The organism is Hoyosella altamirensis, assembly GCF_014191505.1.
GTDB lineage: Bacteria > Actinomycetota > Actinomycetes > Mycobacteriales > Mycobacteriaceae > Hoyosella > Hoyosella altamirensis.
Genome location: NZ_JACHWS010000002.1, coordinates 1,080,317 through 1,093,589 on the forward strand (window position 1 = coordinate 1,080,317; position 13,273 = coordinate 1,093,589).

11 protein-coding genes are annotated in these 13,273 nt (G+C 60.6%); 6 read left to right on the forward strand and 5 right to left on the reverse strand.

The window, feature by feature from the left end; genetic code table 11:
• Nucleotides 1–10 precede the first annotated feature (10 nt).
• Nucleotides 11–1,390 (forward strand): MadS family sensor histidine kinase, encoded by a 1,380-nt coding sequence (locus FHU29_RS13925; RefSeq protein WP_064438545.1) that lies wholly within the window; start codon nt 11–13, stop codon nt 1,388–1,390.
• Nucleotides 1,391–1,392: 2 nt separating this feature from the next.
• Nucleotides 1,393–2,079 carry a MadR family response regulator transcription factor gene (locus FHU29_RS13930; protein WP_064438544.1) on the forward strand — a complete coding sequence of 229 codons (687 nt, stop codon included), beginning with the start codon at nt 1,393–1,395 and terminating at the stop codon, nt 2,077–2,079.
• A gap of 1 nt (nt 2,080) precedes the next feature.
• Here the strand turns inward: FHU29_RS13930 and FHU29_RS13935 are convergent, their stop codons facing one another.
• Complete coding sequence (locus tag FHU29_RS13935; RefSeq protein ID WP_064438543.1) at nt 2,081–3,532, reverse strand: YfcC family protein; 1,452 nt, start codon at nt 3,530–3,532, stop codon at nt 2,081–2,083.
• Between the two features lie 216 nt (nt 3,533–3,748).
• Between FHU29_RS13935 and FHU29_RS13940 the strand changes: the two genes are divergently transcribed.
• The 4 genes from FHU29_RS13940 (at nt 3,749) to FHU29_RS13955 (ending at nt 8,252) form a co-directional block, all read left to right on the forward strand.
• Nucleotides 3,749–5,233, forward strand: a complete 1,485-nt coding sequence (locus FHU29_RS13940) for an NCS1 family nucleobase:cation symporter-1 (protein ID WP_064438542.1) — start codon at nt 3,749–3,751, stop codon at nt 5,231–5,233.
• Between the two features lie 124 nt (nt 5,234–5,357).
• Entirely contained in the window at nt 5,358–6,038 is a 681-nt protein-coding gene (locus tag FHU29_RS13945) for a TetR family transcriptional regulator (RefSeq protein WP_064438698.1), read from the forward strand.
• Between the two features lie 94 nt (nt 6,039–6,132).
• Entirely contained in the window at nt 6,133–7,293 is a 1,161-nt protein-coding gene (locus FHU29_RS13950) for an acyl-CoA dehydrogenase (RefSeq protein ID WP_064438541.1), read from the forward strand.
• A gap of 110 nt (nt 7,294–7,403) precedes the next feature.
• Nucleotides 7,404–8,252, forward strand: coding sequence for a 3-hydroxybutyryl-CoA dehydrogenase (locus FHU29_RS13955; RefSeq protein WP_064438540.1), 849 nt, complete (start codon nt 7,404–7,406; stop codon nt 8,250–8,252).
• A gap of 68 nt (nt 8,253–8,320) precedes the next feature.
• On the opposite strand, the gene mftM is transcribed toward FHU29_RS13955, so the two are convergent.
• The 4 genes from mftM to mdo all read right to left on the reverse strand — a co-directional run bounded on the left by mftM (nt 8,321) and on the right by mdo (nt 13,240).
• The gene (gene mftM, locus FHU29_RS13960) at nt 8,321–9,235 is read right to left on the reverse strand and encodes a mycofactocin oligosaccharide methyltransferase MftM (protein WP_064438539.1); all 915 of its coding nucleotides are present in this window, start codon (nt 9,233–9,235) and stop codon (nt 8,321–8,323) included.
• Complete coding sequence (locus FHU29_RS13965) at nt 9,235–10,731, reverse strand: VWA domain-containing protein (protein WP_064438538.1); 1,497 nt, start codon at nt 10,729–10,731, stop codon at nt 9,235–9,237. Before FHU29_RS13965 ends, mftM begins: the two co-directional genes overlap by 1 nt.
• Before the next feature lie 7 nt (nt 10,732–10,738).
• On the reverse strand, nt 10,739–11,875 hold the full coding sequence (locus tag FHU29_RS13970; RefSeq protein WP_064438537.1) for an AAA family ATPase: 1,137 nt from the start codon (nt 11,873–11,875) through the stop codon (nt 10,739–10,741).
• A gap of 72 nt (nt 11,876–11,947) precedes the next feature.
• Complete coding sequence (gene mdo / locus FHU29_RS13975; RefSeq protein ID WP_064438536.1) at nt 11,948–13,240, reverse strand: NDMA-dependent methanol dehydrogenase; 1,293 nt, start codon at nt 13,238–13,240, stop codon at nt 11,948–11,950.
• Between the last annotated feature and the right edge of the window lie 33 nt (nt 13,241–13,273).

The following is a 13,273-nucleotide window of genomic DNA, read 5'->3' on the forward strand; positions in this document are numbered from 1 at the left end:
AAGGCCAGCTATGACCATCGCCGGCCCCACAGGTGGCTACGGACGTTCTGAGGCGGACCTCGGCGCCCTGACAGGCGTCCGGTCTGGGAAACGTTCCTTCTACCCGGAGTACTTGCGCTCGGCCGAGCGCCTCGAAAATGCGGTGCGCGCGCTCGACAGTATTTCTCGGGCGCTGGTGCGCACCACGGAAGGCCCCCGTGCGCTGATCGAAGCGATACTGATCGCGGCGAGTGAACATCTGCAGGCCGATTGGGTAGTCGTCGTGCTCGCTGACGGTGCGCTGAAAGCTGCGCGACCACGTCAGCTATTGCTCTCCGGTGGGGAAATCAAAGAAGAATCAGGCGGTCCCGTCACGGTCGAGCATGCCGAAGTGCTGCGGGCCCGCCCATGGGAGGCGGAGGACTACACCGGTGCGGACGGTGTTGTTCGTGTCGGCATGACTCTTGACGGTGAGTATGTCGGCGGCATCGCTGGTCTCCCCGCAAGACATGTGTTGGTGTCGGACACGGATTTGGCTATCCTCCGGGTCCTTGCCAACCATGCGGCTGTCGCCATGCACAACTCGTATCTTCTGCATTCGACGACGAAGCTGCGCGGACGCACAGAGCAATTGTCCGAGGCGGCAGCGCAAAAGGACCGTGATCTCGCGGCCCGTGAAGCTGAACTCGCCGAAACGCACCGGCGCCTGATCGAAGCGATGCAAGCGCAAGCCCTCGATTACGAACGCCACCGCATCGCACGCGAGTTGCATGACAGTGTCGCGCAAGACGTGCTGTCTGCTGGCATGACGATCGAATTGTGCCGAGCACAGCTTCTTGACGACGAAACGGATACTAGCGGGCTGCTCGAACGGTTAACCGCGGCAAAAGGTCTCACGCGGAAAGCAGTTGAACGTTTGCGGGCGGCCATCTACGCGCTGCATCACGGTCCGGACGAGTGCCTCGGATCGCTGCCGGACATGCTCGAACGATTATCGACAGTGCATCTGCCCAGTGATGTGAAAGTCCGGGTTGTGGTGCGGGGTGCGCCGATCCCACTCCCAGGGGAGGCGGAGCATGCGATTCTCCGAATTACCGGCGAGGCGCTGTTCAACACTGTCGCGCACACCAACGCAACGCAGGCGGTAGTGCGGCTGAACTATCGCGAGAACAAGATTGCGTTATCTGTTTCGGACGATGGCAATGGTGATCCAGTCAATCTGCGCCGGATGTTGCGATTAGCCGAAACGACGGATCTAGCGGGCGCGCACCGTGGACTCGCGAACATGCTCGCGCGTGCGCAGGACCTCGGCGGAACGCTGATGATCCGCCGCTCGCCGCTCGGGGGAATTACCGTGCTACTTGATGTTCCACTTCCACTTTCTGGGTTGTCGCCGGACGAGAGGGCGTAACAATGCACGCCATGCAACGCCAGCAGGAGCACGTACCGGCAGGGGGACAAGCGCGAGGCGCACTGAAGATCGTCCTCGTGGACGACCACGCCATCGTCCGCCAGGGTCTCCGGTCCATCCTGGAGCGAGAAGCTGACATGCGCGTGGTCGGGGAAGCGGCGACCGCGTCTGAGGCGATCGCCATTGTCGAGCGGGCCAGACCCGATATCGTGCTGCTCGACCTCAAACTCTCGACAGGCTCGGACACCGAGGGCCTAGAGGTGTGTTCGGAACTCGTTGCCCGGTATCCACAGACAGGCGTGCTGGTCCTGACAACATTCCTCGACGACGCACTGGTGCTCGACGCAATCCATCGCGGAGCCAAAGGTTACGTCCTCAAAGACGTCGACACCACGGAACTGGTGACGTCCATCCGTGCGGTTTCCCGTAACGAAAGCGCTTTTGACGCCCGGTCCGCATCGGTGATGGTTCGATCCATCCGTACAGCATCTACCGAACCCACGCTGACTGAACGGGAGCAGCGAGTGCTCGAACACCTCGCACACGGCATGAGCAACAGGGATATCGGTGGTGCATTGTTTATTTCAGAAACCACCGTCAAGTTCCATGTGCGCAATATTATGCGCAAACTGGGTGCATCCAGCCGTGCTGAGGCCGTGTACGAGGCGAGCAAGCTCGGGCTGATTTAGCTCACGACCAGCCCGAAATCTGCGCAAACACCAGGAATCCGAGCCCGATTCCCATCCACGTCAGAAACAGCGGGAAGAAGAAGCGCACCCACTTCTGCCATGGCACACCTGCGATGGCGAGGGTTGCCATGAAGTACCCAGATGTCGGGAACAGAATGTTTCCGAAGCCGTCACCAAGCTGGTAGGCAAGAACTGCGGTCTGCCGCGTCACGTCCAGGACATCCGATAGCGGCGCCATGATCGGCATCGTGACCAGTGCTTGTCCGCTGCCTGAAGGAACTATGAAGTTGAACAGCAACTGCGCGAAGAACATCCCCACTGCTGCCAGGACGACGGGGAGGCCGCCTACAAGATTCCCGAGCCCATGCACGATGGTGTCGAGGATTTCGCCGTTCTCTAGGACGACCGCGACTCCGCGCGCGACACCCGCGATGAGTGCTCCGACGAGTACTTCACGGAATCCTCGATTGAAAGCCTCACAGATATCGGTACCGCCGAGACCGGCGATGAGGCCGACGACGATGCCCATGAGAATGAACAGCCCGGCCATCTCCATCATGAACCAGCCTTGCTGCAGAACGCCGTAAACCAGCAGTGCGAAGAAGCCCAGAGTGGCAGCGGACGCGAGTTTCTGCCGCAGTGACGCGACGGGACTTCCTTCGTCGAGAGTGTGCTGGTGGAACTCTTCACGTTTACTCGCCTCGAGTGCGTCCCCGGCGAGGAGGCTGAGCTCGGGATTGCTCCGCACCTTCCGCGCGTACCTGATCACGAAGAAGATGGCAGTGGAGAGGGTCGCGACGAGGATGGTCGCGCGCAGCGCCCACCCTGAGTACAGCGGCAACCCTGCAAGCTGCTGGCCGAGACCTGTATTGATCGGATTCAGCACCCCGGACGCGAACCCAGCTGTCGTGGCGCACAGGGCGATCGCCGCAGCGGTCACTGAGTCGTACCGCAGCGCAATGATCAGCGGGAGGATGACTGGCACATAAACGAGCGAGAGTTCCTGTGTACCAATGAGCGTCGCGATGATGCTGAAAAGGATCATCAGAAGCGCGATCATGACAAGGCTTCGGCTCGCGAACCTGCGGGATAGCTTGTCGACGCCGAGTTCAATAATGCCGGTGGCGCGCAGCACCATGAAGACACCACCGATCATCAGCGTGAAGAACACGACTTCGCCTGCGCTCATGAGCCCCTGGGGGATCGCGAGCATGAAGTCGGTGAAGCCGATCGGGTTCGAATCGATGAACTGGAACGAGTCCGGGTCAATGGTGATGCGGCCATCCGGTCCGTCGACGCGTTCGTAGGTGCCGCCCGGTACGAAGTAGGTGGCCGCGGACGCCAGCGCGATGAAGCCGAAAAGGATGATGTAGATGTGTGGGACCTGGAACGATTTTCTCGGCGCATCTATTTCGGGTGTTGCTGTGACTTGCGAATCGGATCTATTGGACATGGCAGCCTCGCTTGGCTTAGCAAATTTGTAAGAACGAATCCGGTAAACCGGATGGAAGGGAACGGTACACCGGGGAATTCCCACGGAAAGAAGCTGAGAGGGCGCGTTACAGAAAATTCACTGGACGCACACGCAAGGTAACGTGACGCACCAGAAGCCGTCGGATATATTCTACGTGCAATTCACCCGAAACACCCAGCTTGTAGCGTTCTCTTCATGTCAAATCCAGCCACGTCAGCTGCGGCAATACCTGCTCCTGATCCGCTTCTCATTGCGGAAAAGAACCCCGCGCTCTACAACGACGACCTGGCACCGCTTTCCCATGCCAAGCGCCGCTGGGGTGCGTTTGAGATCTTCAATGTGTGGTCTAACGATATTCAGAGCCTCTTCGGCTACACCCTTGCTGCCACGCTCTTCATCACCTCCGGACTGAACGGCTGGTGGGTGATGGCGGGAATAGTTCTCGCGGGATTTATCGTCATGGTGCTGGTGAACCTGACGGGGAAGCCCAGCGTGAAGTACGGCATTCCCTATCCGGTCATGGCCAGGGCCAGTATGGGGGTGCACGGTGCGCAATTCCCGGCGCTCGTACGCGGTATCGTTGCGATCTTCTGGTACGGCGTGCAGACGTATTTTGCCTCCACCGCAGTGGCGCTGCTGATCACTGCGGTGAGCGGGTACGACGGCACCGCTTCGTTCCTTGGAATGTCACCTGTCGGCTGGTTGTCGTACGTCATTGTTGCCGTCTTCCAGGTAGCGCTATTCCTCAAAGGCATCGACTGGATTACCCGATATCTCAACTGGGCGGCGCCTGCGGTCTACATCGTGATGGTCGCACTGATGATCGCGATCTGGGTTGAGGCTGGCGGTGGTCTGCTCGGCGGTCTCGGTGACATTTTCGCCGGAGGTGAAGGCGGCGGTATCAGCGCTTTCAGCGCGGTCGTCGGCACGATGGTCGCCTACTTCGCTGCAGTCATCATCAACTACGGCGACTTCTCACGATTTGTGAAAACTGAACGAGGGATGAGACTGGGGAATCTTCTCGGTCTCCCCGTCAGCCTTGCATTTTTCTCGTTCATCGCCCTCGTCATTACCGCGGGGACGGGCGTGCTCTACGGGGAAGCCCTCACCAACCCGGCGGACATTGTCGAGCGCGTCGATAATGTGTGGCTGACGATAATTGCCGCGCTTACGTTCTTCGCTGCAACTGTCGGAATCAATCTCGTCGCCAATTTCATACCACCGGCTTATGACCTTGCCAACATGGTTCCATCAAGGATCAGCTTCAAGATCGGTGGAATCATCACAGCATCGATTGCCTTCTTCATTGGTGCGCTGTGGGTGGCGCTGATCAGCGATATGGGAGTAGCGCGATTCGTCGATACGCTGGGGGCGGTGCTCGCTCCGCTCTACGGCATCATGGTTGTCGACTATTACCTGATCCGGAAGCAGAAGCTTCGCGTGCAGCACCTGTACTCGACGGCTGTAGATGGGTCGTACTACTTCACCAGGGGCTGGAACCTTAAGGCCCTGGGTGCTTTCGGTGTCGCAGGGGTGTTCTCCGTTTCCACGGTGTGGGTACCCGCGCTGGAGGAACTGACAGGTTTCGCATGGCTGATCGGTGCGGCGATCGGCGCCGCGCTGCACTACGCGCTCATGCGAGCGGCGTCGGCAGCTCCAGTGCATGCCGAGTCGCACTAGCCCGTCAATCCCCTCCGGAATCCATCAGCGGAGGTCAGGTAAAACGGCCAAGATTGGGCAGTTCCCATGACTTGCGCCGATGGATTTTCTGGTGGCCGAACGCGGCGGTGTGATACTTGCACGCATGACTGAACGTGACGACGTACCTGGACGCTTTCGTGTGCGGGTCGTTGCTGAGGCGATCGATCGCTTTGCTGAAGGCGGGTATGAGGCGACGACGGTCGACGAGATCGCTGCGGCTGCGGGCATTTCGCGGCGAACGTTCTTTCGGCAGTTCCGGTCGAAAGAAGACGTGATCTTCGCCGACCATGAGCAACTGCTTGATGAGGTGAAGCAGTATCTCGCCATGGGTCACCAAGATCCGTGGGCAGCGATCTGTGACGCCGCGAGGCTGGTCTTTACGCACTTTCGGGAGAGCCGGGACCTTTCGCTACGGCGATATCGCGTCGTCCAGCTTGTGCCCGCGCTGCGTGACCGCGAGCTTGTGACGGTCCACAGTTATGAACGGATTTTCATCGATTATTTGCGTGAGGCACGGCCTGATGAGGGTGTGCTCAAGATCGTCGGTTATGCCGCGGCTGTCACCGCGTGCCACAACTATCTCCTGCGCGCGATGATTCGAGGCGATGCGGATGCGACGGTCGAAGCTCTTGATGTGGCTCTCGCGGACCTGCGCACGACTTACGGTGTCGCGCCAGGCAGTGGCACCGATCAGGAGGTTGTGGTGGCGAAGTTCCCCGCGGGCACCCCGGCAGACGTGATTGCCGACGCTGTTCGCCGCCAGCTCGGGAGCGACGGCCGCTGACGAACCCCTTGACTGGCACTGAGTGCCGTGTTTCACTGGCTAGTGGTAGCTGTACTGGCACTGAGTGCCGCACACGAGGGAGTGAATCCGCATTATGGCTGGCAACCCCGATTTTGACCTCTACAAGCTGAACGAGGAGCATGACGAGCTTCGCGCGGCGATCCGAGCGCTGTCGGAAAAGGAGATCGCCCCGTATGCGAAGGATGTCGATGAGTACTCCAGGTTCCCTGAGGAAGCGCTATCGGCGCTGACCGCTAGTGGCTTCAACGCAGTACATGTACCCGAGGAGTACGGCGGCCAGGGTGCAGACTCGGTTGCTACGTGCATCGTTATCGAAGAAGTTGCCCGTGTGTGCGGCTCGTCATCGCTGATTCCTGCGGTCAACAAACTCGGCACGATGGGCCTCATCCTGAAGGGCTCTGAAGAACTCAAGAAGCAGGTCCTGCCGCAGCTCGCCTCCGGGGAGGCGATGGCCTCGTACGCCCTCTCCGAGCGTGAGGCTGGCTCCGATGCCGCATCAATGCGGACCCGCGCGAAGCAAGACGGCGACGACTGGATCATCAACGGGTCGAAATGCTGGATCACCAATGGCGGCAAATCCTCGTGGTACACCGTGATGGCCGTGACTGACCCGGAGAAGGGTGCAAACGGAATCTCGGCGTTCATGGTTCACGAAAACGACGAAGGCTTCACAGTCGGGCCGAAAGAAAAGAAGCTCGGCATCAAAGGTTCCCCAACGGCGGAGCTGTACTTCGAGAACTGCCGCGTCCCTGGGGACCGGATCATCGGCGAGCCCGGCACCGGGTTCAAGACCGCGCTGCAGACTCTCGACCACACCCGCCCCACGATCGGCGCACAAGCCGTCGGTATCGCGCAGGGGGCGCTGGACGCGGCAATCGATTACACCAAGGATCGCAAGCAGTTCGGTCAGTCGATCAGCAACTTCCAGAGTGTGCAGTTCATGCTCGCCGACATGGCGATGAAAATCGAAGCGGCCCGTCTGATGGTGTACAGCTCGGCAGCGCGCGCGGAGCGAGGCGAGGCGAACCTCGGCTTCATTTCCGCCGCCGCGAAGTGCTTCGCTTCTGACGTGGCGATGGAGGTCACCACTGACGCCGTGCAGCTCTTCGGCGGCGCAGGCTTCACCACGGACTTCCCGGTCGAACGTATGATGCGTGACGCCAAGATCACCCAGATCTACGAGGGCACCAACCAGATCCAGCGCATGGTCATGTCCCGCGCGCTTCTGCGCTGACGCGAGCTGCCCAGAAACGGGACAAACTCCCAGTTGTACTTGTCTCGTCAATTGTGAATCCTTGGGTGAGCACGATGTGCGCCAGCCAGAATCGAACGACAGGAGCGTCAGTGCAGAAAATCGGAGTCATCGGTGGCGGCACCATGGGTGCAGGCATCGCGGAGGTCTGTGCCGCAGCAGGTAGCGAGGTCCTCATCCTCGAGACCAAGCAGGATTTCGCGGACGCTGCGGTGACGCGGCTCGAGAAGTCGATTGCGCGCAGCGTCAAAGCAGGAAAGCGCAGCCAGGAAGAGGCGGATGCGACCCTGACTCGCATCGGTGTCACCCTTGAGGTGGAAGAACTCGCCGACCGGGACCTCGTCATCGAGGCGGCCCCGGAAATCGAGTCGCTGAAGACCGAAATCTTCGCGAAGCTCGACAAGGTAGTGAAGCCCGAGGGCATCCTCGCGACAAACACCTCGTCGATCCCCGTCATCAAGATGGCACAGGCGACGCAGCGACCCGGCCAGGTCGTCGGAATGCACTTCTTCAACCCAGTCCCGCTGATGCCGCTCGTGGAAATCGTCGAGGCGCTTAGCACTGACGAATCGACCACTGACGCTGTCTTCAACTACGCGAAGGACGTGCTGAACAAAACCGTTGTGCGTGTCGGTGACCGGGCTGGCTTCATCGTCAACGCGCTACTGATTCCATATCTGACTTCGGCTGTGCGGATGCTGGAAACTGGATACGCCAGCAAGGAAGACATCGATGCCGCGATGAAGGCAGGCGCGGGCTACTCGATGGGCCCACTCACCCTGATCGACATGGTGGGGCTCGACGTCACGCTCGCGGCCGCGCAGTCGCTGTACGACGAATTCGGTGAGCCGCACCTCGTGCCGCCGCCGCTGCTGCGCCGCATGGTTGAGGCAGGACGCCTCGGCCGGAAGGCTGGCAAGGGCTTCTACGACTACAGCTGACGGGCTGAAGCCGCCGATGTAGCCAGAACCACCTGCGAGGTGGTTCTGGCTACATTGCTTTAGGGCAATTACTCGGTGTCGAGTATCAGCCAGCCGCCGTGGTACTCCGACACAGTGAACGGTCGTCCGGCCTCATGTCCGAGGGCACGGAGTTCTCGTATGTTGAACGCCTGGATGTGTCCGTACGCCGGGTCTGGTTCATCTTCGAATGGCACCGCGATGACCACCCACTTCGAAGCCAGCCGGACTGCCTCATGAATTACTGCGCGCGCATGGTCATGCGGCAAGTGCTCGATGAGGTGCAAGAGGGTGACAGTGTCGAACGAATTGTCTGGCATCGGGACCGATGCAGCGTCGCACACCAATGTGTCGAGCTGCGCGCGGCGCTCTTTGACGACTTGGCTGAGCAACTCCATGCTGCCGCCAACAACATCGGAGGCAGTGACGTGATGCCGTCCCGTTTCCGCGAGCAGCAGTGGAAAAAAGCCGAAACAGGAGCCCAAGTCGAGCACGTGGCCCGGCGGGACGAGCCGCAGCGCGCGGCTATACACGGGTGCCATGTCGGAGATCTGGCCTCCGCCCGCCCCGGGGCGTTGCCAGCATGCGCGAACCTTGCGGATAGTGTTGCGGTAGAAGGAGCTCCACGCACCCAGGGCGTCAGGAACTGTGGACCGAACCACTCCAGTGAACACTCGCTCGAACATGTCGGTACCGCTGAGGAGACCCGGTGTGAAGAGTTCATCGAGCAACAGTCCTGTGAGGTCATTGTCGATCTCCTCAGCGCCGAGCCAGTGCCGTATCTCAAGGCGGCCCGCCACCGTGCACACATGAAAGTGCCGTGTCCGCGCGATCATCGGAGCGCAGTCATTGCGTCCCCAGCGGTGCTCGAGATGGCAGACGCGAATCACACCATCGTCGTACTCAAATGGCCGTTGTGGTGCCAGCGGATCGATGTGTCTGGTGTCGGTTATCGATGTCGTCATTACCGGCCTTCTTTCCCTGCGAGATCGAGCGCGACATGTTCGAGCTGCTGAAGATTGCGCACTATCCGTACGCGGTCGCAGAGGTCCTCGTACTGTGGCATCGCTGAGTGTCCGAGACGCCAGCTGTAGCGCGGCTCCGGTGAGAGCCAGATAGTTTCGCGGGCACGCCGGGCCAATTCCTCGAATTCCGCGACGCCAGGGTCGTTTCCATTGCTGCGCCCGTCGCCGAGCACCAGGAGTGTGGTTTTCCGGTTGATCGCAGACGAGTGTTCGGACAGCATCGTCCGGAATACCATCCCGTAGTCGGAGTTCGCGTCGAGATCGATTGCGTCGCCACCGATGATGAATCCGAGTGCGTCATCGCGATACTCAGCGAAAAGCTCCGTCGTTTCGGTGACGTCAGCAACGAATACGAACGAGCGTACTTGCCGAAACAGATCGGAAAGCCCATGGAGCACATTGAGTGTGAAGCGCGTAGTCGCCCGGACTGACAGGCTGATATCCGCGAGCACGACGAGGTGTGCACGGTCATCGCGGCGCGACACCGTTACCGGCGTGAAGGGGACCCCTCCAAATCGCATGCTGCGCCGCATAGTTCGTGCGGCATGAATACATCCTCGCCGTGAGACAGTGCGGCGATGCGTTGGAGCACCACGTATTGTCTGCGCGAGCCGCCGAAGCGTCTGGTCGAGCTCCCGTTGCTGCTGCTCATCGATGTGCTCGACGGCACTGCGGCGCCAGTCTTCACGTGGGCGTTGCAAGGCGAGAAGGGCCTCGGCGTGACGCTTCAGCGCAGCGGAAAAGTCACCACGAATATCAGCTGCTTCACCCCCGCTTGAATCCTGCTGTGGGCCAAGCCAATCAAGCAGTGCATCGGTCTCTTCAGCGCTCAGGCCAGTGCTGACACTTGTGCCTTGTGCCGCCGACAATTGCCCTGCGGCGCCCGAAGTGTGCAGCCGGTCAGTGTCCAGCTGGATCCGGAAACCCGCTTCACCCGTAGCCTGGTTGTTCTGTGAAAAGGCCATCTCGTCACTTGGAGACGACAGATCGATCATGCCCTCGTCTTCAGTGAGATTGTGCCGAGAAGCAAGATCGTCGGTGTCGAAGAAGTTGTGGACGTCCTCTGGCGCTGGGCCCTCCGCGAGCGGGCTCGCAGAAGCATCGTCTGAGAGCACAAAGGGTGCGTGTGCCGGTGCGGACGCATCTGTGGCGGCATCGCTGTCGGCAGTCTGCTCGGTGAGGGCAACTGACTCGGGCCGGGCGGGATCACGGCGCACATCGTCAAGACCGAAGAACGCATCGAATACCTCATCGAACTCCGGGGCATCCCGCTGTTGTTTGAGCAGTGCGGCTTTCAGCGCGCAGCGCAACGTTTCGCGGTCCGAGAGCATCCCGGGCTGCATCGCGCAGCGAATCGCATCGAGCACATCAGGTACGGAGATGCGCATGCCCCGAGACCGCAAGATTGCCGCGAAGGCCTGCACCGAAGCATTCATCAGACGCTCACTTCGCTCCGCGGCGGCTGGCGAACGAACGTGAACCCTGGCTGCTGGTCACCGACGCGGGTGCGGAAGTTCTGGACGCGCTGGATGTGCCGTAATACCCGTCTGCGAAACGCCCCGGCTGGTCCTTCAGCGCCCGGACGGTGCGCCCGTCATCGAAATCGACGAGATGGCCGTTCGCCGGGGCAGCTGGGCTAGGCACGGGGTGCACTTCAGGGTTGAGCAAATGGGGCAGCGCAGCCTGAGCGGCCTTCAGATCTTTCTCGTACTTGACGACAACCGACATGGTCTCGCGCAGCAGTTCCTCAGAAAGAGACGTGGCTCCCAGCACTGCAAGAGTCCTGGCCCAGTCGACGGTTTCCGAGATGCTCGGCGCCTTCCGCAGGTCGAGATTGCGCAGCCCGCGTACGAGTTCAACGAGGCTTTCTGCGAGCGCGTCGTCGAGGCCAGTTTCCTTGGTTCGGACGATTTCGAGTTCACGTTCGGCGGTGGGGTAGTCCGCGAATAGGTGCAGACAGCGCCGCTTCAGGGCTTCAGCGAGATCGCGGGTGTTGTTCGAGGTCAGAATCACCATTGGCGGGTGCTGGGCACGAATCGTGCCAAGCTCCGGGATCGAGATCTGGTATTCACCGAGCATTTCGAGTAGTACCGCTTCGAGCGCTTCGTCGGCGCGATCCACTTCATCGATGAGCAGCACGACCGGTTCGTCGGACTGTACCGCCTCGAGGATCGGCCGGGAACTCAAGAATCGGGTCGAGAAGAAGACGCTGTCCTGCGCGCTGATCCGGTCAACAGCGGTTTCGATATCCTCAGCGTCTGCGATGATCTCGCCGATCTTGTCGCGCAGGATCTGGGTGTAGAGCAACTGTTTGCCGTAGTCCCATTCGTACAGTGCTTTGGTTTCGTCCTGGCCTTCGTAGCACTGCAGGCGAACGAGTCGTCGTCCAGTGATCGCCGCGAGTGACTTCGCCAGCTCTGTTTTGCCGACGCCCGCAGGACCTTCGATGAGCAGCGGCTTGCTGAGCCGCATCAGCAGGAACAAGGTTGTCGCGAGCTGCTTGTCCGCGATGTACCCGGTCGACTCGAGCGCGGTTGTCACGTCGTCAACGGTGGCGAAATGGGGTTCATCGAAGGTCATGGGGCGTCCCTTACACGGTTGGAACAGGCTGCGGGCGGGGAGTCAGCGTCCGCCCGCAGCCCGGTTCTGGGGTTAGCTGAGCAGGTCGTCCAGATCGCCGTTCATGCTGTGCTCGACCACTGGCCGCACAGTTTCGAACGTGCATTCCTTCGGGTTGCCCGGCGTGCACGCGTCACCGAGAACGTGGCGAGTGATGCGGTCAATGTCCTCGTCGTTGCCCTTGATGACGTTGGCGTTCTCGTAGAACTTGGTGGGCCCCTTGCCGAGGCGGTTCTTCGAATACGTGTCTTGCGTGATATCGGTGAACTTTTCGGGAATTCCCACGTCACGCAGCAGTCGGATAGCTGCCGCGAGTGCTGCATCGGCTGCCTGTACGTCGGTCATGCCGTAGGTGTCGACACCCATCGCCCCTGCGATCTGCGCGTACTTCTTGTATGCGACCGGCATGTTGAACGCCCACACGCGGGGCAGCGCGATCGCGTTGTTCAAGCCGTGGTGCGTGTCGTAGAACGCGGACACCGCGTGCGAAATGGAGTGGACGATGCCGAGGCCGCCGGAGTTGAAGGCCTGGCCGGCGATGTACTGCGCGTACATCATGTTCTGGCGGCCTTCGAGTTCCTGCCCGTTCCACGTTGCGAGGCGCAGGTTCTCGGCGACGAGCTTGATGGAGTACAGGGCGCTGCCCATCGACGGAGTGAAATTCAGTCGCGACACGAATGGCTCCGAGCCGTGTGCCAGCACGTCGAAACCGCACTGCGCGGTGTAGTCGGTTGGGCAGTCGTAGTACAGCACCGGGTCGTCGATCGCGAGGGTCGGTACGCACGCGTCATCGAAAGCCACATACTTGTGGGGGTTGTCGGGGTCAGTCGTGGTGTCGGTGATGACGTATGCCCACGACGTTTCTGAGCCAGTCCCAGCGGTAGTGGAGACGGCGATGTGCGGCGGGTTCTTGGGGTTCTCGGACTTGTTGAAGCCTTCGAACTCGTTGACGTTGCGGCCGTCATGTGCGACGGAGATGCGCGCGCCCTTGCATGCGTCGTGGGACGAACCGCCACCGATGGAGACGAAGCTGTCGCACCCGTGTTGCTGGTAGAGGGCCGCGCCCTCCATCGAGTTGTAATCCTTCGGGTTTGACTCGACCTTGTCGTAGAGGACGACTTCGAGTCCGTGGTATTCCAGCGATCCCACGATCTTGGGAACGATGTCCGTGCCGCGAAGCCCGCTCGTCATGACGAGAACCTTCTTGAAGCCGAGCTTCAGAGCTTCAGGTCCGATGATCTCGTGCGCACCGGGGCCCAGAAGCGCCCTCGGGAATGGGTGGAATTCCTTGATGGGAAACGGCTTGATGAGTTCGTCAACCTGCATGTCAGGACCTTTCGTAGGGGTCGATGTGGTGTT

Excerpts from the sequence above, each read along its gene's own strand:
- FHU29_RS13925 (WP_064438545.1), top strand. The coding sequence starts at position 11 with ATGACCATCGCCGGCCCCACAGGTGGCTACGGACGTTCTGAGGCGGAC.
- FHU29_RS13930 (WP_064438544.1), top strand. The coding sequence starts at position 1,393 with ATGCACGCCATGCAACGCCAGCAGGAGCACGTACCGGCAGGGGGACAA.
- FHU29_RS13935 (WP_064438543.1), bottom strand. The coding sequence starts at position 3,532 with ATGTCCAATAGATCCGATTCGCAAGTCACAGCAACACCCGAAATAGAT.
- FHU29_RS13940 (WP_064438542.1), top strand. The coding sequence starts at position 3,749 with ATGTCAAATCCAGCCACGTCAGCTGCGGCAATACCTGCTCCTGATCCG.
- FHU29_RS13945 (WP_064438698.1), top strand. The coding sequence starts at position 5,358 with ATGACTGAACGTGACGACGTACCTGGACGCTTTCGTGTGCGGGTCGTT.
- FHU29_RS13950 (WP_064438541.1), top strand. The coding sequence starts at position 6,133 with ATGGCTGGCAACCCCGATTTTGACCTCTACAAGCTGAACGAGGAGCAT.
- mftM (WP_064438539.1), bottom strand. The coding sequence starts at position 9,235 with ATGACGACATCGATAACCGACACCAGACACATCGATCCGCTGGCACCA.
- FHU29_RS13965 (WP_064438538.1), bottom strand. The coding sequence starts at position 10,731 with ATGAATGCTTCGGTGCAGGCCTTCGCGGCAATCTTGCGGTCTCGGGGC.
- FHU29_RS13970 (WP_064438537.1), bottom strand. The coding sequence starts at position 11,875 with ATGACCTTCGATGAACCCCATTTCGCCACCGTTGACGACGTGACAACC.
- mdo (WP_064438536.1), bottom strand. The coding sequence starts at position 13,240 with ATGCAGGTTGACGAACTCATCAAGCCGTTTCCCATCAAGGAATTCCAC.